This window comes from Halonatronum saccharophilum DSM 13868, assembly GCF_000517025.1.
GTDB classification, from domain to species: domain Bacteria; phylum Bacillota; class Halanaerobiia; order Halobacteroidales; family Halobacteroidaceae; genus Halonatronum; species Halonatronum saccharophilum.
The window spans coordinates 508,335-533,065 of record NZ_KI912094.1 but is presented as its reverse complement, the minus strand read 5'-3'; the positions used below and the strand labels follow the sequence as shown (position 1 = coordinate 533,065).

The 24,731-nt window shown below is 33.2% G+C and carries 24 protein-coding genes; 22 read left to right on the top strand and 2 right to left on the bottom strand.

The features are described from left to right. Window positions 1-28: 28 nt before the first annotated feature. From rpsM to amrA, 14 genes are all read left to right on the top strand, one after another. Window positions 29-397 carry a 30S ribosomal protein S13 gene (rpsM, locus tag HALSAC_RS0106075; RefSeq protein ID WP_027339518.1) on the top strand — a complete coding sequence of 123 codons (369 nt, stop codon included), beginning with the start codon at window positions 29-31 and terminating at the stop codon, window positions 395-397. 43 nt (window positions 398-440) lie between these two features. After that, complete coding sequence (gene rpsK / locus HALSAC_RS0106070; protein WP_027339517.1) at window positions 441-830, top strand: 30S ribosomal protein S11; 390 nt, start codon at window positions 441-443, stop codon at window positions 828-830. A 37-nt stretch (window positions 831-867) separates the two neighbouring features. Continuing rightward, a complete protein-coding gene (gene rpsD / locus HALSAC_RS0106065; RefSeq protein ID WP_027339516.1) occupies window positions 868-1,497 on the top strand; it encodes a 30S ribosomal protein S4 in 630 nt (209 codons plus the stop codon). A gap of 117 nt (window positions 1,498-1,614) precedes the next feature. Then, window positions 1,615-2,556, top strand: coding sequence for a DNA-directed RNA polymerase subunit alpha (locus tag HALSAC_RS0106060; protein ID WP_027339515.1), 942 nt, complete (start codon window positions 1,615-1,617; stop codon window positions 2,554-2,556). 31 nt (window positions 2,557-2,587) lie between these two features. Next, a complete protein-coding gene (gene rplQ, locus HALSAC_RS0106055) occupies window positions 2,588-2,929 on the top strand; it encodes a 50S ribosomal protein L17 (protein WP_027339514.1) in 342 nt (113 codons plus the stop codon). Between the two features lie 128 nt (window positions 2,930-3,057). Then, on the top strand, window positions 3,058-3,885 hold the full coding sequence (locus tag HALSAC_RS0106050; RefSeq protein ID WP_027339513.1) for an energy-coupling factor transporter ATPase: 828 nt from the start codon (window positions 3,058-3,060) through the stop codon (window positions 3,883-3,885). Then, the gene (locus tag HALSAC_RS0106045) at window positions 3,870-4,721 is read left to right on the top strand and encodes an energy-coupling factor transporter ATPase (protein WP_027339512.1); all 852 of its coding nucleotides are present in this window, start codon (window positions 3,870-3,872) and stop codon (window positions 4,719-4,721) included. Before HALSAC_RS0106050 ends, HALSAC_RS0106045 begins: the two co-directional genes overlap by 16 nt. A 3-nt stretch (window positions 4,722-4,724) precedes the next feature. Continuing rightward, window positions 4,725-5,519 (top strand): energy-coupling factor transporter transmembrane component T family protein, encoded by a 795-nt coding sequence (locus tag HALSAC_RS0106040; protein ID WP_027339511.1) that lies wholly within the window; start codon window positions 4,725-4,727, stop codon window positions 5,517-5,519. Window positions 5,520-5,532: 13 nt separating this feature from the next. After that, window positions 5,533-6,267: a tRNA pseudouridine(38-40) synthase TruA gene (truA, locus tag HALSAC_RS0106035; protein ID WP_027339510.1), complete on the top strand. Its 735-nt coding sequence runs from the start codon at window positions 5,533-5,535 to the stop codon at window positions 6,265-6,267. Between the two features lie 131 nt (window positions 6,268-6,398). Continuing rightward, a complete protein-coding gene (rplM, locus tag HALSAC_RS0106030; protein ID WP_027339509.1) occupies window positions 6,399-6,833 on the top strand; it encodes a 50S ribosomal protein L13 in 435 nt (144 codons plus the stop codon). A gap of 20 nt (window positions 6,834-6,853) precedes the next feature. Continuing rightward, a complete protein-coding gene (gene rpsI, locus HALSAC_RS0106025; RefSeq protein ID WP_027339508.1) occupies window positions 6,854-7,249 on the top strand; it encodes a 30S ribosomal protein S9 in 396 nt (131 codons plus the stop codon). Window positions 7,250-7,363: 114 nt separating this feature from the next. Beyond that, on the top strand, window positions 7,364-8,437 hold the full coding sequence (locus tag HALSAC_RS0106020; protein WP_027339507.1) for an alanine/ornithine racemase family PLP-dependent enzyme: 1,074 nt from the start codon (window positions 7,364-7,366) through the stop codon (window positions 8,435-8,437). Beyond that, entirely contained in the window at window positions 8,434-9,324 is an 891-nt protein-coding gene (gene rocF, locus HALSAC_RS0106015; RefSeq protein ID WP_027339506.1) for an arginase, read from the top strand. The genes HALSAC_RS0106020 and rocF overlap by 4 nt, the downstream gene beginning before the upstream one ends. A 130-nt stretch (window positions 9,325-9,454) precedes the next feature. Then, complete coding sequence (amrA, locus tag HALSAC_RS0106010) at window positions 9,455-10,864, top strand: AmmeMemoRadiSam system protein A (RefSeq protein ID WP_027339505.1); 1,410 nt, start codon at window positions 9,455-9,457, stop codon at window positions 10,862-10,864. 6 nt (window positions 10,865-10,870) lie between these two features. Here amrA and HALSAC_RS0106005 read toward each other — a convergent pair whose 3' ends face one another. Further along, the gene (locus HALSAC_RS0106005) at window positions 10,871-11,599 is read right to left on the bottom strand and encodes a CPBP family intramembrane glutamic endopeptidase (RefSeq protein WP_027339504.1); all 729 of its coding nucleotides are present in this window, start codon (window positions 11,597-11,599) and stop codon (window positions 10,871-10,873) included. Between the two features lie 394 nt (window positions 11,600-11,993). Between HALSAC_RS0106005 and ilvD the strand changes: the two genes are divergently transcribed. Beyond that, window positions 11,994-13,652 carry a dihydroxy-acid dehydratase gene (ilvD, locus tag HALSAC_RS0106000; protein WP_027339503.1) on the top strand — a complete coding sequence of 553 codons (1,659 nt, stop codon included), beginning with the start codon at window positions 11,994-11,996 and terminating at the stop codon, window positions 13,650-13,652. Window positions 13,653-13,881: 229 nt separating this feature from the next. Here ilvD and HALSAC_RS16395 read toward each other — a convergent pair whose 3' ends face one another. Next, window positions 13,882-14,715 carry a L,D-transpeptidase gene (locus HALSAC_RS16395; protein ID WP_051412103.1) on the bottom strand — a complete coding sequence of 278 codons (834 nt, stop codon included), beginning with the start codon at window positions 14,713-14,715 and terminating at the stop codon, window positions 13,882-13,884. A 116-nt stretch (window positions 14,716-14,831) separates the two neighbouring features. Here HALSAC_RS16395 and HALSAC_RS0105990 point away from each other — a divergent pair, with 116 nt between their 5' ends. From HALSAC_RS0105990 to HALSAC_RS0105960, 7 genes are all read left to right on the top strand, one after another. Next, a complete protein-coding gene (locus tag HALSAC_RS0105990) occupies window positions 14,832-15,701 on the top strand; it encodes a hypothetical protein (RefSeq protein ID WP_027339502.1) in 870 nt (289 codons plus the stop codon). A 14-nt stretch (window positions 15,702-15,715) separates the two neighbouring features. Beyond that, window positions 15,716-17,296 carry a S8 family peptidase gene (locus tag HALSAC_RS16390; protein WP_051412102.1) on the top strand — a complete coding sequence of 527 codons (1,581 nt, stop codon included), beginning with the start codon at window positions 15,716-15,718 and terminating at the stop codon, window positions 17,294-17,296. 156 nt (window positions 17,297-17,452) lie between these two features. Beyond that, window positions 17,453-18,553: an LptF/LptG family permease gene (locus tag HALSAC_RS0105980; protein WP_027339501.1), complete on the top strand. Its 1,101-nt coding sequence runs from the start codon at window positions 17,453-17,455 to the stop codon at window positions 18,551-18,553. A 25-nt stretch (window positions 18,554-18,578) separates the two neighbouring features. Then, a complete protein-coding gene (locus HALSAC_RS0105975; RefSeq protein WP_027339500.1) occupies window positions 18,579-19,661 on the top strand; it encodes an LptF/LptG family permease in 1,083 nt (360 codons plus the stop codon). Window positions 19,662-19,672: 11 nt separating this feature from the next. Next, window positions 19,673-22,336: an LPS-assembly protein LptD gene (locus tag HALSAC_RS0105970; RefSeq protein ID WP_027339499.1), complete on the top strand. Its 2,664-nt coding sequence runs from the start codon at window positions 19,673-19,675 to the stop codon at window positions 22,334-22,336. After that, window positions 22,323-22,901, top strand: a complete 579-nt coding sequence (gene lptC / locus HALSAC_RS0105965) for an LPS export ABC transporter periplasmic protein LptC (RefSeq protein WP_027339498.1) — start codon at window positions 22,323-22,325, stop codon at window positions 22,899-22,901. The genes HALSAC_RS0105970 and lptC overlap by 14 nt, the downstream gene beginning before the upstream one ends. Then, window positions 22,891-24,621, top strand: coding sequence for an LptA/OstA family protein (locus HALSAC_RS0105960; protein ID WP_027339497.1), 1,731 nt, complete (start codon window positions 22,891-22,893; stop codon window positions 24,619-24,621). The genes lptC and HALSAC_RS0105960 overlap by 11 nt, the downstream gene beginning before the upstream one ends. Window positions 24,622-24,731 lie beyond the last annotated feature (110 nt).

Genomic DNA, 24,731 nt, shown 5'->3' with positions numbered 1-24,731 from the left:
TAATCACTTAGGAGGTGTAGAATAAATTATGGCACGTATTGAAGGTGTTGATTTACCACGTGATAAGAGAGTAGTGATTGGATTAACATATATTTATGGAATTGGGAAATCTACTGCTCAAGAGATTGTAGAAAAAGCTGGTATCAGCTTTGATACTAGAGTTAGAGATTTAACTGAAGGAGAAGTTTCTAAGCTTCGTCAAGTTATAGACGAAGACTATCTAGTAGAAGGTGAATTACGTCGTGAAGTAAGAGGAAATATTAAAAGGTTAAGAGATATTGGTTCTTACAGAGGGTTAAGACATAGAAGAGGTCTTCCTACTAGAGGACAGAGAACTAAAACAAATGCTAGAACCCGAAAAGGTCGTAAGAGAGCTGTAGGAGCTAAGAGAAAATAGTATAATATGAGGTATAATTAATCAAGAAATAAGGAGGGATATCATGGCACGCAGGAAGAGAAATAAGAAAAAGAGAAAGAAGATACAAGTGCAAAAGGGTCAAGCACATATTCGATCTACTTTTAATAATACAATAGTTACTTTAACTGATAGCAAAGGTAATACAGTTGCTTGGTCAAGTGCAGGTAATTTAGGATTTGAAGGTTCTCGTAAAAGTACTCCTTATGCTGCACAGATGGCAGCTGATAATGCTGCAAAAGAAGCAATGGAATATGGTTTAAAAGAGGTTGATGTTTTTGTAAAAGGTCCTGGAGCTGGAAGAGAAGCTGCAGTTAGAGCTTTACAAGCGGCTGGATTAGAGGTAACTTTAATCAAGGACGTAACTCCAATTCCTCATAATGGATGTCGTCCACCTAAGCGTCGTAGAGTATAATTAGTTATTTGAAGATATAATTTTGGAGGTGTAAAACATGGCAAGATATACTGGTCCTTCTTGTAGATTATGTAGACAAGAGGGAGAGAAGTTGTTCTTAAAAGGTGAGAGATGTTATACAGATAAGTGTGCTATTGAACGTCGTTCTTATGGTCCTGGAGAACAGGGGAGAGGGCGTAGAAGAAAGTTATCTGAGTTTGGTTTACAATTGAGAGAGAAGCAAAAGGTTAGAAGAATTTATGGAGTTATGGAAAAGCAATTTAGGCTTTATTTTGAAAAAGCTGAAAGAAAGCCAGGTATTACTGGTGAAAACTTCTTAAATTTACTTGAAAGTAGATTAGATAATGTTGTATACAGGTTAGGGTTTGCTACTTCTAGAAATGAAGCTAGACAATTTGTAAGGCATGGACATATCTTAGTAAATGGTAGTAGAGTAGATATTCCTTCTTATTTAGTTTCTGAAGGTGATATTATCTCTATTAAAGATAGTAGCACTAGTATGAAGCGTTTTAAAGAAGTATTAGAGATTAATGAAAATTATAATACTCCTTCTTGGTTAGAATCTAACTTTGAAAAGAAGGAAGGTAAGGTATTAACTGATCCAAACCGTGAAGATATAGATATTCAAATCAATGAACAATTAATTGTAGAATTCTATTCTAAATAATAGTGGGTATATGTGGTTCCTTCGAACCACTTTGCTACTTTTTATTAAATTAAGTTATCACCCTCAATAGTATATGTAGATCTTTGTTTATTAAAGGTAAAGGGAGGGTTAAGATTAATGATTGAGATTGAAAAACCGTCAATTGAACGAATAGAGTCCACCGATACTTATGGTAAGTTTGTTGTCAGTCCTTTAGAGCGAGGCTATGGTATTACTTTAGGTAATTCTTTAAGAAGAATTATGTTATCTTCTTTACCTGGAGCTGCTATAACCTCTATAAAAATTGAAGGAGTTAGACATGAGTTTTCTACCATACCTGGTGTAGTGGAAGATGTTGTTGATATTATTTTAAATTTAAAAGAAGTTGTTGTTAATGTAAGTGAAGAAGAACCTCAGACTTTAAGGATTGAAGCAAATGGTGAAGGTAAGGTAACTGCTGGTGACTTTAAAGTAAGTGGTGATGTTGAGATTGTTAATCCAGATCACCATATAGCTACTTTGTCAGACGAAGGTGAATTTGTCTTAGAAGCAGTTGTTGAAAAAGGTCGTGGTTATGTAACTGCCGAAGATAACAAGAAAGAAGAGCATATTATCGGTGTTATACCTATCGACTCTGCCTTTTCACCTATTAAGAGGGTTAACTTCAATGTTGAGGATACTAGGGTAGGTAGCAGGAGTGATCTAGATAAATTAACTTTGGAAGTAATTACAAATGGTAGTATAGATCCAGAAGAATCTATAAGCCTAGCTGCTAAGGTATTAGAAGAACATTTAGACCTATTTATTAATTTAAATGAAGAGATTAATAATGTAGATATTATGGTCGAAAAGGAAGAAGAGAAAAAAGATAAAATCTTAGAAACAACTATTGAAGAGTTGGATTTATCTGTTAGGTCTTCTAATTGTTTAAAGAGAGCTGGAATTAATACCGTTGAGGAATTAACTGATATAACAGAAGAAGAGCTAATGAAGGTAAGAAATCTAGGTAAAAAATCATTGTTAGAGATTAAAGCTAAGATTTCTGAACTCGGATTGAAATTACAGAAACCTGAAATATAAGATTATGACCTATTAAGAAGGAGGGATAGTTATGGCTCAACGAAAATTTGGTCGTAAAAGTGGACCAAGAAAAGCCCTATTAATCTCTTTAGCTAATGCTTTGTTTAAAAATGAAAGAATTGAAACTACTGAAGCTAAAGCAAAAGAAGTTAGGGGTTTTGCTGAGAAGCTAATAACAAAAGCTAAAAAAGGCACACAACATCATAGAAGACAAGTAATGAACAAACTTCAAGACAAAGGTTCTGTAGAGATTCTTTTTAATGAACTTGCTCCTAGATTTGCTGAACGCCAAGGTGGGTACACTAGAATTATTAAGGTTGGTCCAAGAAGTGGAGACTCTGCCCCAATGGCTATTTTAGAATTAGTGGAGTAGTATAAAATTAATAATCGATTAAACAGCCATAATTTATTATTTAATACTGGGCGTAGTAAAGGTAGAATACCTTATATCTATTCGTCCGGTATAAATGGCTGTTTTTTTATATCAGGTTGGGTGAAAAAATGTCATTAATAAATATAGAAAATCTGCATTATCGTTATAATAGTAAAGGGAATTGGGTATTAAAAGAAGTTGATTTGGAGGTTAATTCAGGAGAGTTTGTAGTAATTGTTGGACATAATGGTTCTGGAAAGTCTACACTAGCTAAAATGCTTAATGGATTATTGATACCCACTGAAGGGGATATTGAAATTAATGGTAGGTCAACTAAAGATAGGGATAATATTTGGAATATTAGACAACAAGTTGGTATGGTATTTCAAAACCCTGATAATCAATTAATTGCTAATATTGTTGAAGAAGATGTAGCCTTTGGTCCAGAGAATTTAGGTTTAGAATCTATGAAGATAAGAGATAGGGTAGATTGGGCATTAAAAGAAGTTGGGATGGAAGAGTTTAAAAGGCATGCACCTCATAACTTATCGGGAGGTCAAAAGCAGAGAATAGCCATTGCAGGTGTATTAGCTATGAAGCCTAAGTGTCTAGTTTTAGATGAACCTACAGCTATGTTAGATCCTTTAGGTAGAAAGAGTGTAATTTCAACTATAGAAAAGTTAAATAAAAGTTTAGGAATGACTGTAGTCCATATCACTCACTTTATGAATGAGGCAATTAAAGCTGATAGAATTATTGTAATGGATGGTGGAAGAGTTGCTTTGGAAGGAACTCCAAAGGATATTTTTGCCAAGGTAAATCAGATTAAAAAGTATAATTTGGACTTACCTCAAGTTGCTCAGTTAGCTTTAGAATTACAGAAATCAGGATTAGACCTTCCAGATGATATCTTTGAAGTTGATAGGCTGGTGAATTTGTTATGTTCATTGAAGTAAGAAATTTAAGTCACAATTATGATAAGGAATTAGTTGGCAATTATACTCTAAAAGATATTGATTTTAAGGTTGAAAAGGGTGAATTTATTGGTTTAATTGGTCATACTGGATCAGGTAAATCTACCTTAGTACAGACTCTAAATGGTCTTATAAAGCCTACTGAAGGTGAAATTATTATAGGTGGCAGTGATATTACTAAGGAAAAGGATTTAAAAGAGGTAAGACAGAAGGTAGGACTAGTATTTCAGTACCCAGAGCATCAGTTATTTGAAGAAAATGTGTTTTTAGATGTTGCTTTTGGCCCTAAAAATCTAGGGTTAGAGGGAGAAGAGTTAGAAGAAAGAGTTAAAGAAGCTCTAGTTGCTGTTAATTTAAACTATAAAGAGTTTAAGGATAAATCACCTTTTAAATTATCTGGTGGCCAACAAAGAAGGGTTGCTATTGCTGGAGTACTAGCGATGAAACCTGAGGTATTAATATTAGATGAACCAACTGCAGGTTTAGATCCAAAGGCAAGAGAAGAGTTGCTACAGGAGATAACTTCTTTACAGAAAAGATCTGGATTAACTATAATCTTAATCTCTCACCGTATGGAAGAGGTTGGTCAGTTAGCAGATAGGATTATAGTCTTAGAAAAAGGTAAGATTGTTTTAGAGGGAACTCCTAATTTTGTCTTTTCTCATGTAGATTTATTAGAGGGTATAGGTTTGGGTGTGCCTCAAATAACTAAGGTTATGCATGAGTTGAAGAATAAGTTGAATATAGATGATATGAGGACTGATTTATTTACTATTTTGGAAGCAAAAAAAGAAATATTAAGAGTGATGAGAGGTTAAAAAATGTTAGATGATATTATAATAGGACAATATATAGAAAGAGACTCTTTTATTCATAGCTTAGATCCTAGAATAAAGATTTTAGTTATTATATTTTTTATTATTACCATATTTCTAATTAATGCTTTTACAGGCTATCTATTTTTAGCTTTCTTTATTTTAGTTACAGTATTATTATCTAAGATAAAGGTTAAATACATTATTAAGAGTATAAGACCCTTAATATTTATAATCTCCTTTACTTTGATTGTTCACCTTTTTATGACAAGAGGTGGTCAGATCATATGGGAGTGGAGGTTTTTAAAAATTGAAGAGGAAGGCTTAAGGATGGGATTATTTATGTCTTTAAGGTTGATCTTTTTAGTGTCATATACTTCTTTACTAACACTTACTACATCACCTTTGGCACTTACAGATGGTTTAGAGAGTTTACTTAAACCCTTTGAAAAGATTGGTCTTCCAGCCCATGAATTAGCTATGATGATGAGTATTGCCTTAAGGTTTATTCCCACATTATTAGAAGAAGCACAAAAGATAATGAAGGCTCAAAAGGCTAGGGGAGCAGACTTTGAGAGTGGAAATTTAATTAATAAAGCTAAGAGCTTAATCCCTTTATTAGTTCCTTTGTTTGTTAATGCCTTCCGTAGAGCAGATGACCTTGCTTTAGCAATGGAGGCGAGGTGCTATAGAGGGGGAGAAGGTCGTAGTAGAATGAATGCTCTTCTTTTAGTTAATAAAGATTATATAGTATTAGCTTTAAGTTTTGTGTATTTAATTTCTGTGGGTATCTTCTTATAATGGAGTGAGTTTTATGAGGAATTTAATGTTTAAAGTAGCTTATGATGGAAGTAAATATCATGGTTTTCAACGGCAAGATAATGCCTGGACAGTACAAGAAGCAATTGAGGATGGACTTAAGACTTTACTAAAAGAAGATGTCAAGATAATTGGAGCTAGTAGAACTGATGCTGGTGTACATGCTAAAGGTCAGGTTTTTAATCTTAAGGTAGACACACCTATTCCGGTAGAAAGGTTTCCTTTAGCATTAAATACTAAATTACCTAGGGATATAATTATTATTGATACAATTGATGTAGATGATGATTTTCATGCTAGGTATAATAGTAAAGATAAAGTTTATTCATATCAAATTTATAATAATAATATACCTTCTCCTTTTGTACGTAATTATGCTTACCATATTAAAAGGAAATTAGATTTGAATAAGATGAGAGAAGGCGCAAGTTATTTAATTGGGAAATATGATTTTTCTTCTTTTAGGTCGGCAGGATGTAATGCTAAGACTTCTATTCGAGAGATTTTTAGTATAGATATAGAGAAAAGTAATAATTTAATAGTTATTAGGATAAAAGGTGGAGGATTTCTGTACAAGATGGTCAGAATAATAATGGGTACCTTAATTAAAGTAGGGCTTAATAAAATAGACCCTAAAGGGGTACAAAAGATTTTGTTGGCTAAAGATCGTCAACAAGCTGGGCCAACAGCTCCAGCTTGTGGGTTATTTTTAGAGAAAATTTACTATTAAATTAATTGTAAAAAACCTTGACACTTATTCCAAGGTATAATAAAATAAAAATATGATTGTGTTTATTGCTTACCACTGATCAGCCCCGGTCAGTTGATATAATATTAAATAGGAAATAAGGAGGGAAGAATATGAGCACATATATGGCTAATCCAAAAGATATAGAAAATAATCGTGATTGGTATGTTGTTGATATGGACGGTAAGACACTAGGTCGTGCTGCTACAGAAATCGCTAAGATTTTAAGAGGTAAACATAAGCCTATGTATACGCCAAATATGGATACAGGTGATTATGTAATCGTAGTAAATGCAGAGAAGGTGCATCTAACTGGAAATAAGTTAAAGCAGAAGATGTATCATAAACATTCTCAGTATCCAGGTGGACTTAAGTCTATTCCATATGGCGAGCTATTAGAAAAGCAACCTGAAAAGGTTATTGAGCTTGCTGTAAAAGGAATGCTACCTAAGAACAAATTAGGTCGAAAAATGTTCAAAAAATTAAAGGTTTATGCTGGTGAGCAACATCCACACCAAGCTCAAGAGCCTAAAAAATTAGAATTATAATAAGAGAGGAGGAGATATAGATGGCAGCAGAAGTTGAATACTTAGGTACTGGACGGAGAAAAAATTCAACTGCTCGTGTAAGATTATTACCAGGTGATGGTAAGATAGTTGTAAATGATAAGCCTTTAACAGAATACTTCGGTAGAGATGTTTTAGAGCAAATTGTTAAGCAACCATTAGAAGCTACTGGTACAGTAGGTGAATTTGATATTGTTGTTACTGTTAAAGGTGGAGGAACTTCAGGACAAGCCGGAGCTATCCGTCATGGTATTGCTCGTGCTCTATTAGAAACTGAAGGTGATTATAGAGATGTACTAAAGAAAGCTGGATACTTAACTAGGGATCCAAGAATGAAAGAACGTAAGAAATATGGACGCAAAAAAGCTCGTAAATCACCACAATTCTCAAAAAGATAATCTATATACTTTACAAAGGAAGAGTTTCGGCTCTTCCTTTTTCTTATGTCTAGATAAAATATTAATAAAATAATTAGTTTGATATTTTGGAAGATAGATTAATTTATGGAGGTAATGATCTTGGCAAATCCTAAACTGGATATAAACTTAAGTATAATCGAAGATAATACTAGACAGATAGTTCAATTAGCTAAATCTAAAGGGATTGATATCTTTGGTGTTATTAAAGGTGTAGGCGGAGATATAGAGATAGCAAAGGCTATGATATTAGGGGGAGTAGTTGGGTTAGGAGATTCTAGATTAGATAATTTAAAAAAATTAAAGAGATTAAAGGTTCCTTTAATGTTACTTAGAATTCCTATGTTAAGTCAGGCTAAGAGGGTTGTTAAGATTGCTGATATTAGTTTAAACTCTCAATTAGAGGTGATAGATAGATTAGATAAAGAAGCAGCTAGCTTGAATAAAGTACATAAGATAATTTTAATGATAGATTTAGGTGATAGAAGAGAAGGTGTACTTCCTAAAGATACATTGAATTATGTTGATGAAATAAGAACTTTAAAAAATATTAGATTAGTAGGTTTAGGAAGTAATTTAGCTTGTTTTAGGGGGGTCTTACCTACTGAGGATAAGATGTTACAATTAATGGAACTTGTAAAAGGGGCAGAAGGTTTACTGGGAAGAAAATTACCTATAATCTCAGGGGGGAATAGTAGCTCATTACCGTTATTATTAAAAGAAGGGTATACACCTATAACCAATCAACTTAGGGTAGGCGAGACGATTATTCTAGGAAGGAAGGTGCCATCTGGGGATAAGTTTTCTTTTACTAAATTAGATGGTATTAAGTTAAAGGCTGAGGTAATAGAAATTAAGAATAAGCCGGTTAATTCGGACAAGGTTAATGGAGATAGTAATGTTAATAATAGTTTAGATGAAGAGATTAGAAGGAGAGGGATTTTAGCTATAGGAAGCCAAGATATAGAAGCGAAGGGATTAATACCATGTAATAAGGGTATAATAGTTGAGGGTGCAAGCAGTGATCATTTAATTGTTGATTTAACTAATGTCCAAGGAGTTATGGTAGGAGATGAGGTTTCATTTAGATTAAATTATTCTTCTTTACTTAGAGCTGCTACATCGCCTTATGTAAAGAAGTTTTACTATAGAGAGGATGATAGGGATTGAAGTATAAGGTGATAGGGGTTCCAACAGACTTTGGGGCCAACCGTCGAGGTGTTGATATGGGGCCAAGTGCAATTAGATATGCTCATTTAGTAGAAGAGATTGAGAAGATGGGCTTAAATGTTGAGGACTTAGGTGATCTACCTATACCTATTTTAAGGAGAAAAAATACTAAGGAGGAGGTTAAATTCCTCACAGAAGTTGTAGAGATCTGCGATCTATTAGCTTTTAAGGTTGAGCGGGTTATAAGGGATGGAAATTTCCCTATTATATTAGGCGGAGACCATAGTATCAGTATGGGAAGTGTCGGAGGTGCTGCTAGGGCCAACAAAGAGTTGGGTTTAATCTGGATTGATGCTCATGGAGATTTTAATACATATGAAAGTAGCCAAAGTGGAAATATACACGGTATGCCCTTAGCAGCCATATTAGGAAGAGGAGAGGAAAATCTGGTTAGGTGTGGAGGAATTCACCCTAAGGTTAAGGAAGTAAATACTGTATTGGTAGGGGTAAGGGATTTGGACAGAGAAGAAGCAAAATTATTGAAGACTTCTCAAGTTACAGTATTTACAATGGATGATATTGATAGAAAGGGGATCTATCAAGTTATGGAAGAGGCTATTAAGATTAGTAGCCAGAATGTTGAAAGTGTTCATTTGAGTTTTGATATCGATGTATTAGACCCTTTAGAGGCTCCTGGAGTAGGTACACCAGTTAAGGGTGGATTAACCTATAGAGAAGCTCATTTAGCTATGGAGATGCTCTTTGAGGCTAATATATTAAGGTCTATGGATTTAGTAGAGGTCAATCCTATCTTAGATAAGTATAATAAAAGTGCTCAATTAGCAGTAGATCTAATAACCTCAGCTTTAGGAAAAAAGGTATACTAATAACTAGTTATTAGTTTCTAGCTGCTGGCTTTTAGCTAAAGATTAAATATCTATTTTAATAAAAGATTATTGCTCAATACTAGAGGCTGGTAGCTAATAGTTAATAGCTAATAAAGAAAGGGATGATAAAATGAAAGGTGTTGTATTTGCAGGTTTAACTCCTCATCCACCGGTATTGGTTCCAGAGGTTGGTACAGAGGAGATTAAATTTATCGAGAATACTAAAAGAAGTATGGAGAGCTTAGCTAAGGAGGTTAAAGAGGTTGACCCTGATTTAATCATTACAATCAGTCCTCATGGTCAGGTCTTTTCAGATGCTGTCGGGATATTAAGTGCCAAGGAGTTAAAAGGTGACTTTAGTAATTTTGGCAGAGGTGATATAGAATTAAGCTATAATCTACATGAAGAATTTACTAAAGAGTTAGCTATAGCAGCAAATAGCCAAGGTATTACAGTAGCTAGAGTTGATAAATCTACTGCTGATAATTTGAACCTTCAAATGAAGCTTGATTATGGTGTTTTAGTTCCTATGTATTACTTAGAAAAAGAAGAGATAAGAAAACCAATTGTACCTATTACTATTGGTATGTTATCTTATGAAGATCTTTATAAGTTGGGCAAGATTATACAGCTGATAGGAGAAAATAAGGGCTATAAGGTGGCTGTTATTGCTAGTGGTGACTTGTCTCATAGGTTAAAAGAAGGTACTCCAGGTGGCTTTGATCCTAAGGGGGAGGTTTTTGATAAAAAGGTTGTAGACCTTCTTGATAATTTGCAGGCTGAAGGATTTTTTGATTTAGATTCGTCTTTGATTGAAAAAGCAGGAGAGTGTGGTCTAAGATCGATAATGATTATGCTTGGAGCTTTAGATCGCTTAGAGGTTGAAGGGGGAGTACTATCTTATGAAGGACCCTTTGGAGTAGGTTATGCAGTAGCTTGTTACAAGGTTTTAAAGAAGAAGAATAAAAAGGGGCTACTAGATCTAATTGCCAAAAAAAAGAAAGAGCAGATAAGAAAGGCTAGAGAAAATGAGAGTGAGGCTGTAAGGTTGGCTCGTAAGGCAGTAGAAGAGTATCTTAAAAATAAAGAGTTTATAGATCCTCCAGCTAAGGTTGACCCTAAGTTGGCCCAAAGGGGTGGAACCTTTGTCTCAATTAAGAAGGATGGAGTATTAAGAGGATGTATTGGAAGCATTCAACCTACTACAGCAAATAGGGCCAATGAGATAATAAAAAATGCTTTAGAAGCAGCCTTTAAAGATCCCAGATTTAAGCCTGTTAATTTAAATGAATTAGAGAATCTTGTTTATACTGTAGATGTATTAGGGGAAGTAAAAGAGGTAGATGATTTGAGTAAGTTAGATCCCAAAGAAGATGGGATACTAGTAGAGAAGGATGGTAAAAGAGGGATATTGTTACCTAACTTGGCTGGGGTAGATAGTGTATCTAAGCAATTAGAAATTGCTAAGAGAAAGGCTGGGATCCCTTCAGCAGAAGATGATATAAAGGTATTGTCCTTTAAAGTAGATAGGTATGAATAATAGACTTTAGAAGGGCCAACCTGAGAAGGAGAAGAGATATAAGGATAAGCAAGCATAATAAGCACTTTGAAAGATTGTAGATGGGAGTATAGAATTATTCCGTTCGTAGAGATAGGTGTTAATTATTCCAACTATAGTATAGATTATGATTGCTTCTAGGTTAGGATTTAGATAGCTACCAACATAATAGATTAGGCTTATGAAAAAACCTATAAAAACCCCAAATTTTTTTCTAAAGTGATAGTATATAAAACCTCTATAAAGTAACTCTTTACTAAATGCCGGGATTAGATAAGCTATAAATAAAAGTAAAAAGTAAAATAAACTTATACTTAAATTTTCTAAGTTAATTACCTCAACTAAAGGGTTTGAATTATTATGGGCCAACTGTAGGTGAAGTAGTAAGACACCTAAAAATAATATAGCACTTAATTTAATTCCTATTTTGGCTTTGGTCCAAAAATCTGTAAAGTTAATTCCTAACTCTCTAAAGGATAAGTTATAGATCATAGTAGACCAATATAATAAAAAAGATATAAAAAATGATCTACCGATTACTTTGAATATAATCTTATAAAAGTCATCGATAAAGGTAAGTTCAAAAGATATAGCTGACTGAAAGAATATTATTAAGAAGTTAATTAGATACCAGATTAACTGAAGTTTCATTATCTGCTTTAAAAAGCCAAATCTTTTTTTGTTTTCTATAGGTAGATCTAGGACTTCTTCGGACATATTCTATACTTCCTTTCTATATTACTAGTGATGAATGATGAGTAATGGGTAAAACTTCAAAAATAATGATCTCTTTATTATTTAAATTTTAATAAGAGGCAAGGTTTAAAGTTTTTAGCTAAAAGTCAGTAGATAGAGACTAACAGTAACTAAATATATAATTCACTAAATGTATAATTTTTCCTGCAAAAATTATCGTTAATGCTTTAAGTTAAAATTAAAACTATGTTGATAGGGTATTGGATTTCTGTTAGAATATATTTAAATCAATTAAAATTAAATATTAGTAGCAGATAGGTATTTGATAATTAGAAGTACTTAAACCTTTAATTTAGTATAAAAATATTAGACTGAAGGTGAGAGTTAATAGTTAATGAAAAGAGGAGGAGAGAAGATGAGAAGTAAAAATGTAACTAAGAAGATTGATAAAGCTCCACAGAGGTCCTTGCTTAAAGCAACAGGGTTGACAGATGAGGAATTGGAGAATCCATTAATAGGTGTATGTAATTCGGTAAATGAGTTGATTCCTGGTCACACTGACTTAGATAAGATTGCAGATGGTGTTAAGGCAGGAATTAGGCTTAAGGGTGGAACACCTTTGGAGTTTGGAGCAATTGGTGTCTGTGACGGTATAGCTATGGGACATGAAGGGATGCATTATTCTTTAGCTAGTAGAGAGTTAATTGCAGATTCAGTGGAGACTATGGCTAAGGCGCATGCTTTAGATGCTTTAGTATTAATTCCAAATTGTGATAAGATAGTTCCAGCTATGCTAATGGCAGCTGCTAGGTTAAATATTCCTACGGTAGTTGTAAGTGGGGGGGCAATGTTAGCTGGGAGGCATAAAGGAAAGAATATAGATTTGAATACTGTTTTTGAAGGTGTTGCCGCTTACAAGACAGATAAGATGAGTGAGGGTGAGTTATCTGAGATTGAAAATACTGCTTGTCAAACCTGTGGATCCTGTTCTGGAATGTTTACAGCTAATTCTATGAACTGCTTGACAGAAGTACTAGGGTTGGGTTTACCTGGTAACGGTACAATTCCAGCTGTTTATTCAGACAGAATAAGATTAGCCAAATATGCAGGGATGCAGGTAATGGAGATGTTTGAAAGAGATATTAAACCTTTAGATATATTAAATGAGAGGTCCTTTGATAATGCTTTAAAGGTAGATATGGCTTTGGGTTGTTCTACCAATACTGCTTTACATTTACCAGCTATTGCCTATGAAGCAGGTATAGAGCTGGATCTAGAGTTAATCAATAAATTTAAAGCAGAAATACCACATATCTGTAGCTTAAGTCCAGCAGGAAGTCATCACATTCAAGATCTACATGAGGCAGGTGGAATTCCTGCAGTTATGAAGGTCTTAAGTGAAGAAGGTGTGTTAGAGGATGATTTGATTACTGTAACAGGTAAGACTATTAAAGATAATTTAGCTGAAGCAGAGGTTTTAGATGATGATATAATTAGAAGTTTTGAAACAGCTTATCATAAAGAGGGTGGATTGGCCTTCTTAAAGGGGAATTTGGCCCCAGATGGTGCTGTAGTTAAGCAGGCTGCTGTAGCTGATGAGATGTTAGTCCATAAGGGGCCAGCTAGGGTATTTAATTCAGAAGAGGAGTCAGTAGCTGCTATTCATAATGGAGATATTAAGCCAGGTGATGTAGTAGTTATTAGGTATGAAGGGCCAAAGGGAGGGCCTGGTATGAGAGAGATGCTGACACCAACTTCAGCTGTTGCTGGTGTAGGTCTTGATAAAGAGGTGGCATTAATTACTGATGGGCGTTTCTCTGGAGCTACAAGGGGTGCATCTATTGGTCATATCTCTCCTGAAGCTATGGAAGGTGGGCCAATGGCTATCGTCCAAGAAGGAGATATAATCGAGATTGATATACCTAATGGTAAATTAAATATTAAGCTAAGCCAGAAAGAGGTAGAAGAGAGATTTAAAGAGTGGGAGGCGCCGGAACCTAAGATTAAGACAGGGTACCTATCCCGTTATGCTAAATTAGTAACTTCCGCTAATACAGGTGCAGTGCTTAAGTAAACAATATAAAGAAAGCAGACGAATTTAAATTCGTTTGCTTTCTTTTTTGAAGGTGGATAGGAATTAAGTGACACTATCGTACTACTAGTAATGGGTGATGAGTAATGAGTAAGGTCAAAATATCAAAACCACTTATTAAAATTCAGCTAACAAAGGGGTTTTTGGTTTTTAAGGTTTTACACATTACTCATTACTGATTAACCATAACGAGTAATAAAGCTACGCTTTATTACTTTATAACCACTCTACTCTGTAATGGGAGGTAATAGTAAAGCTCCCTTACATCTTCATTTCTCATTCTAATACACCCTCTAGACTCTTGCTTTGTTACTTCTATATCTTCATAGGGAGAACCATGTATTCCATAGCCTCCACCTTTGGTCCAAAGGTCTATCCCTAACCAATAGTCCCCAAATTGATTTTTTTCTTCACCATATATTTTTAATTTGTTTTTTATTCGAAAAGTTCCTTTTGGAGTAGGGGTTTCAGGGCTACCTATACCAATAGGATAAGATGTCAATGCTTTGTTACCCTCCATAAAATATAACTTTTGCTCTTGTGTGTTTATCCAGACCCAATAAGGGTCAAAAAATTGATTATTATAATTACTATTATTTGTATTGGTTTTTAAGATCTTTTGTACTCCTTTATTAAGGTCTTGTCCATTAAATTTTAAAGGGTTATAATACCATCCTCCAGAATAGTCTAATTTATCTGATATATTATTATTATTTGAATTTGGTTCTTTAGGTATCTCATAGAGGTAAGCATCCGTTAGATCTTTTAAGTCTTTTGGAAACTTATTATAATCATTTATATAAAGTAGGAGGGCTGTTCTTAACTTATTCAATTTATTTTTTTCTATTATCTCATCTGGTGGTTTATTTGAATTATAGAGATAATCATTTATATCGTGATATAGTTCATACTTAAAAATCCAAGATTCTAAATCGTTATTATTTGTTGAGGTAAATTCCATAAATAGCAGCACTATTAAAAATATTAGTATTATAGTCAGAATGAAGATATATTTTTTAATTTTCTTTTCTGAAATTAATTTCATTGAAAGCCTCTTTTCTATTTTTTAGGGTATGCAATACATATATAGCTATTTTTCACAATCAATTTTAGAAGGTGATGATAGATATTTGTATAATATATATTAATAGGGGGAAGAAAATGTTTAAAAAAATAAACTTAAATATAAATACTTTTATGTTTATTATCTGCTTAGTATTTATCTTTACAGATATTAAAGTTGCTAGAGCAGGTATTAGTGAGATAAACTTAGATATGGGAGAAAATATTTTAGCTTCTGATAATTATAATTACCAATTATGGGATAAAAAATTTATAAATAAAGATAATCTTATTTTTTCAATATTATCTGAGTACCAGTTGATAGGAAATGATTTTTTAAAGGTGAACTTTAATTATAGACCTATAAATTTTAAATGTAATGAATATTTAATTGGTGATTTTCCAATTAATGAGGGCATAGAGGATGGAGTTTCTGTTGAAGGAATATTTGGATTTAATATCAGTAATAGTTATTCTATTGGTGATAAGTTTAGTTTAGTGTTTGACTTTGAACATAATTACGCTCAAGTAGAGGTCCCTATAGTTGATATGAGTTCATACCAGGAAGAGTATAGATCAGTAGTCAGAGGACTATTAGCAGGAGTTAGCTACAGGTATCCTTTGAATAGTAATGGTGGATTTTTTGAGGTAAGGACAGGCCTTGGCCCATATTTTATGGATTTAGAATTAAATCGAGATATTAGTTATGGAGATTGGTACACTGATTATAGACTTAGTTACTTATATAAAGGTAAAGATATAAACTATAGATATAAGAGTAGCTTAGAGTTACCTATTAATGATCACTATGGTCTACACTTGGTTGCTTCTTATAGTCATTTGTACTTTGATATTTTAGAAGATGACAAGGGTAGACATCTATTTTCTTTAGGTGATGAAAAGATGGAAGCTAAATCTATTGATTTAGAGGAGTTTTTAATTAGGGGATGGTTTGTAATTAGATTTTAGAGAGGGGTAAGGAGATGAGAAGAAAATTTCTAGTTGCTTTGACAATACTTATATTTTTAAGTGGATGTACTAATAGTGATACTTCTTTCATTCAAGGGCATATTACTCTCTCTAATACTCTAGTAGATTGGGAAGAGTTCAAATCACCTACAAAGGATAATGCAAATAGTAGGTTAGAAATTAATAATTTAACTAAAGAGTCTGAAGAAAGTAAAGAAAGTCAATTTTTAATTAAGTTTGAAGGTGGTTCATTTAGTGATCAAGAAAAAATCACCAATAAATATGAACTTACTTTAGTAGATAAGGTAGACTCTTTAGGGGTTAAAGTCTTTAAGAGTAGTGGGAAAATTGAGGACGAAGAGTTATTAAAAGAACTTAGCAAGAACGAGTTTATAGAATATATCGAATTAAATACTAAAGTATCTATAAGCTCTGTTGAACCTAAAGATTTTCAATACCATAAGCAATGGAATTATCCACTTGTTAGCTTACCTCAAGCATGGGAAGTAAGTAATGGTTCTTCAGAGATTGTAGTGGCAGTTCTTGATACTGGAATTTATTTAGATCATAGAGAATTTAAGGGGTTATTATTAGACGGAAAGAATTTTACAGTAAGCAAGGATGATGAAAGAAGGTATAATCCTAATGATTTTAATGGTCATGGAACCCATGTAGCTGGGATAATTGGAGCTTTATCAAATAATAATACTGGACAAGTAGTCGGAAGTAATTGGGATATATCTTTGCTTCCTGTTAAAGTCCTTGATGATCGGGGGTTTGGTAGTAACTTGGAAGCTGCCCAAGGGGTAGTTTGGGCTACAAATCAAGGTGCTCAGATTATAAATTTGAGTTTAGGTTCAAAATATCCATCAAAAACGCTAGAGTATGCAATTAGATATGCTTATAGTAAAGGGGTTATTATTATAGCAGCAGCAGGAAATTATAGAGGAAGTTATAGACCAATGGAATTACTTTATCCAGCAGCATATCCAGAAACTATTGCTGTAGGTTCAGTTGATTATGATTTGAAATTATCTGATTTTTCTTATGTAGGAAGAGAGATAGATTTTGTAGCACCAGGTAATAATATAATTTCTACTTATCATTCTAACCTGTATAGAAAGATGAATGGAACCTCTATGGCTGCTCCTCATGTCTCAGGGGTGGCTGCCCTCTTATTGGCAGAAGGCGTTGTTAATACTTCTCAAGAGATAAAAGAGCAATTAAGATTAACTTCTCAAAGCTTAGGAAATGTTGGTTGGGATTATAGGTATGGATATGGACTTATAAATGCTCATGCTGCTTTAACTGATGCTAAAATCACCGATGCAGTTGTCTTTTTGGGTGATTATAATGAGAAGGGAATTAAGGTCTTAACTCAGATGTATGGAGTGGATAAAGATGGTTTATATTCTATACCACCACAGGTTAAAGAAGGTAAGTTATTTGCTTGGATAGATACAAATGGTAATGGGAAGATAGATAAAGGTGATTATTTTGCTTCTACATCTAATAAAATTAAAGCTACATCTAAGATTGACTTGATTTTGAGATTAGTTGAAGAGAAAGTGGAGTATCAGGTTATAAAGAAATAGGGGATAGCAAAGAGCAGTTGAGAAGTGATAGTTGATAATTAAGGTCATAAGAACAAGGGGCAAAGAATGATCTTGATTTTGAATTTATCTATTTACTGAACTTATCTATTCAATATTCTCTATTAACTATTAATTATACGTCAAGGGGCATAGATTATGAGAAGAATTGGGTTTTCTATAGTAGATAAATATCTGGTAAAGGAGTTTTTGAAGCCTTTTATATTTGCAGTATTTACTTTAACGGTAATTATGATTAGTAGTCATCTTTTTGAGTTAATGGATTTTATTATTGTCAAGAATGTAGCAGCAGATAGGGTATTATTACTTCTTATCTATAAATTACCCGATATAATTGTACAAAGTTTCTCAATTGCTGTCTTATTTTCTATTCTGTTATCAATGACTCAGTTGGTAAAGAATAGAGAGTTTACAGCTTTGAGGATGGGAGGAATTGGTTTACACCGCTTAATAATTCCTTATTTAATCATTGGAATCTTAATAAGTGGGTTAACTTTTTTCATAAATGAAAGAGTTGTACCTTGGACCAACCATGAGGCTGAAAATATTATAAGAAGGATAATCTTAGAGAGAGGGTTTCCTAATCTACAAGCTGGGGTATTCTTTGAAGGTGAAGATAGGTACTTCTATATAAATGAGATAGATAATAGATCAGGGGCTTTAAAAGGTGTTATGCTTTATGAGTATGAAGAGGAGTCTTCTTTTCCGCGTTTTATCAAAGCTAAAGAGGGATATTTTGAGGATAAGATATGGCATTTAAATGATGGGGTTATTCATACCTTCGATGATGATGGTAAATTATTAGGTCAATCTAATTTTCAGGAATTAGAACTTGATTTAAATCAAAGTTTAAGGAACTTTTATGGTGAGCAAAGGACAACTTCTGAAATGAGTCGAAAGCAATTAAAAAGGGATATAGAACTTTTTCAGCGAAGCGGTCTTAGGGTTAGCTCATTGCTAGTTGAGTATCATTTGAAGTTAGCCCAAGCCTTTATCTCTTTGATATTTATTTTAATTGGAGCGCCTTTGAGCATTAAGTCAAATCGAGGAAGAAGTTTTGGTATAGTAGCTAGTATAATTGTTATACTTATTTATTATGTAGCAACTTCCTTTTCTACTTCTATGGGTAGAAATGATCTCTTATCACCTCTAGTTGCTGCTTGGTTACCTAATATTATCTTTGCTATAGGAGGTCTTTATTTAATCTTGCGAGAAGAGTACTTTAAATTAAGGCGTTAATATATGAATTTAATTGGGGGAAGTTATGAAATCAATTAAGTTGGTAGATAAATATTTAGCTTTTGAATTTATTAAGTTGTTTCTTTTAATGGTCTTTGCTTTAATAGTAATTTTGATTAGTGCTTATCTCTTTGAATTGACTGACTTTATTATAATCAGAGAGATTCCAGCAATTATAGTAGGAAGGCTTTTGTTATATAGATTACCTATGGTTATTATTGAGAGTTTATCTATTGCGGTATTATTTGCTACCATATTATCCTTAGGTAGATTTGTCAGTGACAATGAGTTTACAGCCTTAAGAATGGGTGGGATTAAATTTAGTAGAATGGTTCTTCCTCTATTGCTTTTGGCAACTTTAATAAGCGGAGTGAATTATTTTATAACTGAAAGGGTATTGCCTTGGTCCAACGAAGAGTATCAAAGGGTAATCGATGAGGATATCTACCAAAGAAGCAGGATTGAAGAAGATGAAGAATTATTCTTTAAGAGTAGAGAAGATAAGTATTTTAGTATTGGTAGTGTAGATGACCAAGAACAAAGATTAGAGAATATTGTTGTCTATGATAAAAGAGAAAATAGATTGATAAGTGCACCTAAGGGTTTTTTTAAGGATGATTTTATTTATTTAGAAGAAGGTTTAGTCAATCTGTTAGATAAGGGTGGTTTTAGTAAAAAAAATTATTCTTTTGAGACTTTAGAGCTAGATATAAAACGGAGTATTAGAGATTATTATGGTGAAGACAAGCGTCCTAATCAGATGAATAGAGCCCAATTAAGAGAGAGGATTAAGCTTTTTAGAGAAGGTGGAAGGGATACTAATGATCTTCGGGTAGAGTATCACTTTAAGTTGGCTCAAGCCTTAGTAAGTATAATATTTGTTTTAATTGGGGCACCTTTGAGCATTAAATCTAATAAAGGAAGAATATTTGGGATAATTGCAAGTGTAGTAATTATTTTCATTTATTACTTAACTTCTTCTATTACTAGATCTCTTGGTATTAATCTGTTATTAGATCCCTTCTGGGCAGCTTGGATACCTAACCTAGGCTTTGCTATTTTAGGAGTTCTTCTGATTTTTAAGGAGGATTATTTAAACTTAAGGTAATAGGGGGGAGGGTGAGGATAATTAAAGTTAAAGGATTAAAGATTATATTCTTATTAATAATAATTATTTTAGTATCTGCCCCTCATTCTTTTGCTCAAGGGGATAAGGGTAGGTTGAGAGCTGATAGGGTTCAGTATTATCGTGAGGATGAATTTATTCAAGCTTTTGGTAACGCACAGATAGAATTAGATGATATTATAGTATATGCTGATCAGATAGAGATAGATTTAGTTGAGAATAAGCTGAGAGCTTTTGGGATGGTTAAAGTTAAGGGTGAAGATGGAGAGTTTGATAGTAAAGAGTTAGAGTATAATATTAATTCTAAAGAAGGTATTCTTGTAGAATCTGAAGGGATTGTTATTAGTGATCATGCCACTGAGCCAATTCGAATTAATAGTTCTAAAGTAAAACATAGTCCAGACAAAAGTGAATTTGTTGATCTAACCTTTACAGCTTGTGATCTTGACAAGCCTCATTATAACTTCCAAGCTAGGTCTATGAGTATATATCCAGGAGATAAGGTGGTAGCTTATCATATCAGTTTATGGGAATTTGATGGAAGAATACCTATTCTTTATCTTCCTTATGTTCGATACTCTTTAGATGAAGATGATGAGCAAGCATTACAGACTCGTATTGGTCATAGTAGAAGTAGGGGTTGGTTTATACAAAATACTTACAATTATAACCTTCCTCTTTATTATAATGATGGATTATTAAATTATTTGGCAGGAGGAGCAGGTCAGCTTTATTTAGATTATTATACAGAGAGCAGGTTTGCTGGTGGTTTTAAGCATTACTATCGTATGTTAGAAGATGATAATGCTTATTTATATCTTTTCATAGATGAGGATAATAGAGAAGAAGATAAGGACTTAAGCTTAGAGATTAAGGTGGAAAGAGAGCTAGAGACTAAAGATTTAGAGAGGGATTATACTATAGAGTATAGAAATCATCAAGGAGATTATTTTAATAATCCTAATCAAGAGGATTATACCTTGGACTTAGATTTTAGTCAGAAAACTTTCTTTGATATAGGGGATAATGAGCTCAACTTAGCTTACACTAAAGATAGAAGATATGATAAAAAGTTAGAGTTAGAGCTTAAACAAGAATTAGATATGGATAAGTGGAATAATGATTTCGAATTATCTTATAATAAAGATAATACCTATGATAATAGATTTGAATTTGGTAGCAGTTTTGAGCTTAAGACTTCAAATTTTAGAGATAGGTTAGATTTAGACTTTGAATATGAATTTCAAGATAGAACCAACGGAAAAATTACTGATGAGTATAATTTAGATTTGGATTTAGGTAAAAGGTGGAGTAATAATAGAGCTAATAGAGATGATCATATTAGGCTGAGATTAGATTATGATTCTATTAATCCCTTCCAAGGAGAAGGTAAAGAGTATGATGAGTATGGATTTAAGTTAGATTATACTAACTACCTAAGCAATAATTTAGATTTTGATTATAAATATTATTATAATAACTATTATTCAGAAGAAGAGTCTAATAATTTAAATTTAGATTATGATACTAGATTAGGGATCAATTATAATAATTGGAGGCTCGAGTCTGGTTATGAATTTAGTGATTATGACCAAGAAAAGAGAAGGGATGACTTAGATTGGCATTATGATGCTGATGTAAAATTAAGTTATAATAGAAGGGGTTATAAATTAGATTTAGAGACAAGGCAGGAGAAGACTAATGAAGGGTTGGATTATTATTATCTTCCTAAGTTAGATTTAGAGATGAGAATGAGGCATATAACTAACCAATCTTATCTTAGACCAGTAGTTTTAAAACTTGGTGGATTCAATAAGTATCAAGAAAATTGGGGTGAAAGAAGACAGTATGGGTATTATAATCTAAATTATAATGACAATAAGCAGCTAGGTACTAGAAATAATATTAATTATCGCCAGACTTTGCAACAGAATTTTTATAGTACGGGTCACTTAAATTGGTGGCATAGAAGTAGATTAAGGTTGAGAACAAGTATCTTAGAAAATTGGACTAATCAGTTAAATCATACTTATCAACAAAGTCAGGGTGAGATTCCAGATGGATTTAATGAGACTTTAAGGGATCCTGAAAATAAGTTGACTGGTGAATTAAAATGGGCTGTAGATAAGAGTGATTTTAATATCAAGACAGGGTATGACTTTATTGAAGAAGAGTTTGATAGATTAGAGAGTAATTTAAATTATAATATTAATGAACACTATGATATTGAAGGGCTCTTGCGTTATGATCTAAATCAAAATCATTTTGAAAGTTTTGGGGCCAAGATGATGGTTAATTATAATGACTTTGAGTTTAATACAGCGATTATAGCTGATTTTGATGATGGAGATATATCTAGCTTACAGTTTGAGAATGATTTAGATTGGACTTTTGGAGAAGATGAATGGGAATGGACTATTAAGTTAGGAAGTAGATATGATAATGAAGATGGAGAATTTACTAGGGCCAACATTGCTATCGAAAAGATGCTACATTGTCGTAAGGTGACCTTGGCTTATGATCATATAAAACAAGAGACTTGGTTCCAATACCAAATTTTAGCCTTCCCTCAAGGTGAATTTAGATTTGGTAGTAATGAAGAAGAAGGTATGCTTTATGACGTTGACTTGGAGGGAATTTTAGATGAAGAAGACTAATGTATATCTACTGATTATACTAGTGGTTATTATTGGGGGAGGCTTTTTAGTATATGAAATAATAACTAGTAGCGGAGAGGTTGATAGTCCAGATCCTAAATACCAATATCAGATTAGAGAGTCACGAGTAGTCAGTTATGATGGTGGTGAAAAGAGATGGGATATTTTGGCTTTGAGGCTTTTAGAACCTAGGTTATCTAGAGATGATAATGAAGCAAGAATGATTTTAGAGGATATAACAGAAGGTAAACTCTTTAATCGTGGTAAGGTTGAATATAGACTCAATGCTAACAGGGCAACTTATTATAAGTCTAGCAAGAATGTTAATTTAGAAGGAAATGTAATACTTAAACAAAAAAGTGGTGAGGAGATTAGGGGTGAAAAGCTAAGGTGGGTTGATCGAAGTCAAGAGTTAATTAGTAATGAGGATGTTTGGGTTAAATTATTAGATGGTGATCTCTATGCTAAGAGTATGGTAATGGACTTAGAGAAGGATATTGTTGATTTTTCTGGTGGAGTAGAGATGGAGTTTGATATGAGGGGGGCTGAGGAAGATGAAGAATAGAGTTATTATGACTCTTCTTATCATTACTCTCTGCTCAATCAACTTGTTGGCCCAAGAAGGAATAAAAGAAGAACCTTCAGAAAGAGAGAGGGCCAAGTTAAGCTCTCAGAGGCTTCGTTATATAAAAGAAGAGAATATCTATATAGCAACTCAAAATGTTTTATTAGATTATGAAGGTAACCAGATAAGCTCTGATAAGCTTAGGCTAGAGAGAAATAATGACAAGGCTTATTTTAGTGGTGGTGTTAAATTAGTTCGAGAAGTAGGAGATATAATTGATAGTCAAGATCTGGAGTTGGATTTAAAGGAAGACACCCTAATAGCCCAAGATGATGTTAGCTTAGAGGCCCAAAGAAGAGGGGAAGCTTTAGATTTAACCAGTAATTATTTAAAGGTATGGACAAAGAGCAATGATATGTTAGCTAAGGAAGATGTATTTCTTTTTCATAGTGGAAAAGAAATTTACGGGGATAGGCTAGATTACTTTGATCAATTAGAAGAGATTAGGGTTAAAGGAAATACTAAGTTAGATGATGATGGAGAGTTGATAAAAGCAGATGAGCTAAACATCTATTTAGAAAGTGAATCCTTAAATGCTTTAGGCAATGTCCTTTTAACTAGAAGAGATGGAGATATAATAAGCAGCAATACATTAAATATTGATGGAGAAGAAGATGAGTTGCTTGCTCAAGAAGATGTAAGGTTAGAAGCGCAAAGAAGTGGTAAACCTTTAGAGTTAAGCAGTAATTATTTAAAAATATTGACAGATAGTAATGATATGATGGCAAAAGATAATTTGTTTCTCCTTTATGATGAAAAAGAGGTTTATGGTGATAGATTAGACTATTTTGACCAAAAGGAAAAGATGAAGGTTACAGGAAGTGCTAGAATAGATGATGATGGAGAGATAATAGAGGCAGAAGAGTTGTTAATCTATTTAGAGAGTGGCTCTTTGGATGCTAAAGACGACGTGGTCTTAACTAGAAGAGATGGTGATTTAATAGAGAGTAATAGATTAGCAATAGATGCTGAAGAAGATATCTTAGTTGCTCAAAAAGATGTAAGCTTAGAGTCACAAAGAAGAGGTAGATCTTTAGAGTTAAGCAGTAATCATTTAAAAATCTGGACTGATAGCAATGATATGCTGGCTAAGGAAGATGTATTTCTCCTTTATGATCAAAAAGAAGTTTATGGAGATAGGTTAGACTACTTTGATGAGCAGGAAGAAATGAAGGTAAGCGGAAATGCTAAGTTAGACGATGATGGAGAGGTAATAAAGGCAGATGAGTTAATGATCTATTTAGAAAGTGGATCTTTGGATGCTAAAGATAATGTGATCTTAACTAGAAGAGATGGTGATTTGATAGAGGGTAATAGATTAGCAGTTGATGCTGATGAAGATACTTTAATTGCTCAAGAAGATGTAAGGTTAGAGTCTAATAGAGGAGGCAAAGCTTTAGAGTTAACAAGTAATTATCTAAAGATATGGACAGATTCTAATGATATGCTAGCTAAAGATGATGTTTTTGTTATCTATGATAATCAAGAAATCAGAGGAGATAAGCTTGAATATGATGATAATAAAGAAGAGATGGTCGTTACAGGAAGTGCTGAAATCAAAGAAGATGGGCAGTGGATGAGAAGTCGTAGAATCGTTATTAATTTAGAGGATGGATCTATAGATGCCCAAGGTCAGGTAGAGATGGAATTTGATATTTAGAGCAAAGAGAGGGGAAACCCTCTCTTTTTTAGGTTAATATTCCAATAAAAATTCCATTAATTACTTAAAGGGTTCTGTTTATATTCCTTATGGCAGATGTTATAATGTAG

Excerpts from the sequence above, each read along its gene's own strand:
- rpsM (WP_027339518.1), top strand. The coding sequence starts at position 29 with ATGGCACGTATTGAAGGTGTTGATTTACCACGTGATAAGAGAGTAGTG.
- HALSAC_RS0106005 (WP_027339504.1), bottom strand. The coding sequence starts at position 11,599 with ATGTCCGAAGAAGTCCTAGATCTACCTATAGAAAACAAAAAAAGATTT.
- HALSAC_RS0106060 (WP_027339515.1), top strand. The coding sequence starts at position 1,615 with ATGATTGAGATTGAAAAACCGTCAATTGAACGAATAGAGTCCACCGAT.
- HALSAC_RS0105975 (WP_027339500.1), top strand. The coding sequence starts at position 18,579 with ATGAAATCAATTAAGTTGGTAGATAAATATTTAGCTTTTGAATTTATT.
- HALSAC_RS0105960 (WP_027339497.1), top strand. The coding sequence starts at position 22,891 with ATGAAGAATAGAGTTATTATGACTCTTCTTATCATTACTCTCTGCTCA.
- HALSAC_RS0106050 (WP_027339513.1), top strand. The coding sequence starts at position 3,058 with ATGTCATTAATAAATATAGAAAATCTGCATTATCGTTATAATAGTAAA.
- amrA (WP_027339505.1), top strand. The coding sequence starts at position 9,455 with ATGAAAGGTGTTGTATTTGCAGGTTTAACTCCTCATCCACCGGTATTG.
- HALSAC_RS16390 (WP_051412102.1), top strand. The coding sequence starts at position 15,716 with ATGAGAAGAAAATTTCTAGTTGCTTTGACAATACTTATATTTTTAAGT.
- truA (WP_027339510.1), top strand. The coding sequence starts at position 5,533 with ATGAGGAATTTAATGTTTAAAGTAGCTTATGATGGAAGTAAATATCAT.
- rpsD (WP_027339516.1), top strand. The coding sequence starts at position 868 with ATGGCAAGATATACTGGTCCTTCTTGTAGATTATGTAGACAAGAGGGA.
- rplQ (WP_027339514.1), top strand. The coding sequence starts at position 2,588 with ATGGCTCAACGAAAATTTGGTCGTAAAAGTGGACCAAGAAAAGCCCTA.
- ilvD (WP_027339503.1), top strand. The coding sequence starts at position 11,994 with ATGAGAAGTAAAAATGTAACTAAGAAGATTGATAAAGCTCCACAGAGG.
- lptC (WP_027339498.1), top strand. The coding sequence starts at position 22,323 with ATGAAGAAGACTAATGTATATCTACTGATTATACTAGTGGTTATTATT.
- HALSAC_RS0105990 (WP_027339502.1), top strand. The coding sequence starts at position 14,832 with ATGTTTAAAAAAATAAACTTAAATATAAATACTTTTATGTTTATTATC.
- HALSAC_RS0106020 (WP_027339507.1), top strand. The coding sequence starts at position 7,364 with ATGATCTTGGCAAATCCTAAACTGGATATAAACTTAAGTATAATCGAA.
- HALSAC_RS0105980 (WP_027339501.1), top strand. The coding sequence starts at position 17,453 with ATGAGAAGAATTGGGTTTTCTATAGTAGATAAATATCTGGTAAAGGAG.
- HALSAC_RS0106040 (WP_027339511.1), top strand. The coding sequence starts at position 4,725 with ATGTTAGATGATATTATAATAGGACAATATATAGAAAGAGACTCTTTT.
- HALSAC_RS0106045 (WP_027339512.1), top strand. The coding sequence starts at position 3,870 with ATGTTCATTGAAGTAAGAAATTTAAGTCACAATTATGATAAGGAATTA.
- rplM (WP_027339509.1), top strand. The coding sequence starts at position 6,399 with ATGAGCACATATATGGCTAATCCAAAAGATATAGAAAATAATCGTGAT.
- HALSAC_RS16395 (WP_051412103.1), bottom strand. The coding sequence starts at position 14,715 with ATGAAATTAATTTCAGAAAAGAAAATTAAAAAATATATCTTCATTCTG.
- rpsK (WP_027339517.1), top strand. The coding sequence starts at position 441 with ATGGCACGCAGGAAGAGAAATAAGAAAAAGAGAAAGAAGATACAAGTG.
- rpsI (WP_027339508.1), top strand. The coding sequence starts at position 6,854 with ATGGCAGCAGAAGTTGAATACTTAGGTACTGGACGGAGAAAAAATTCA.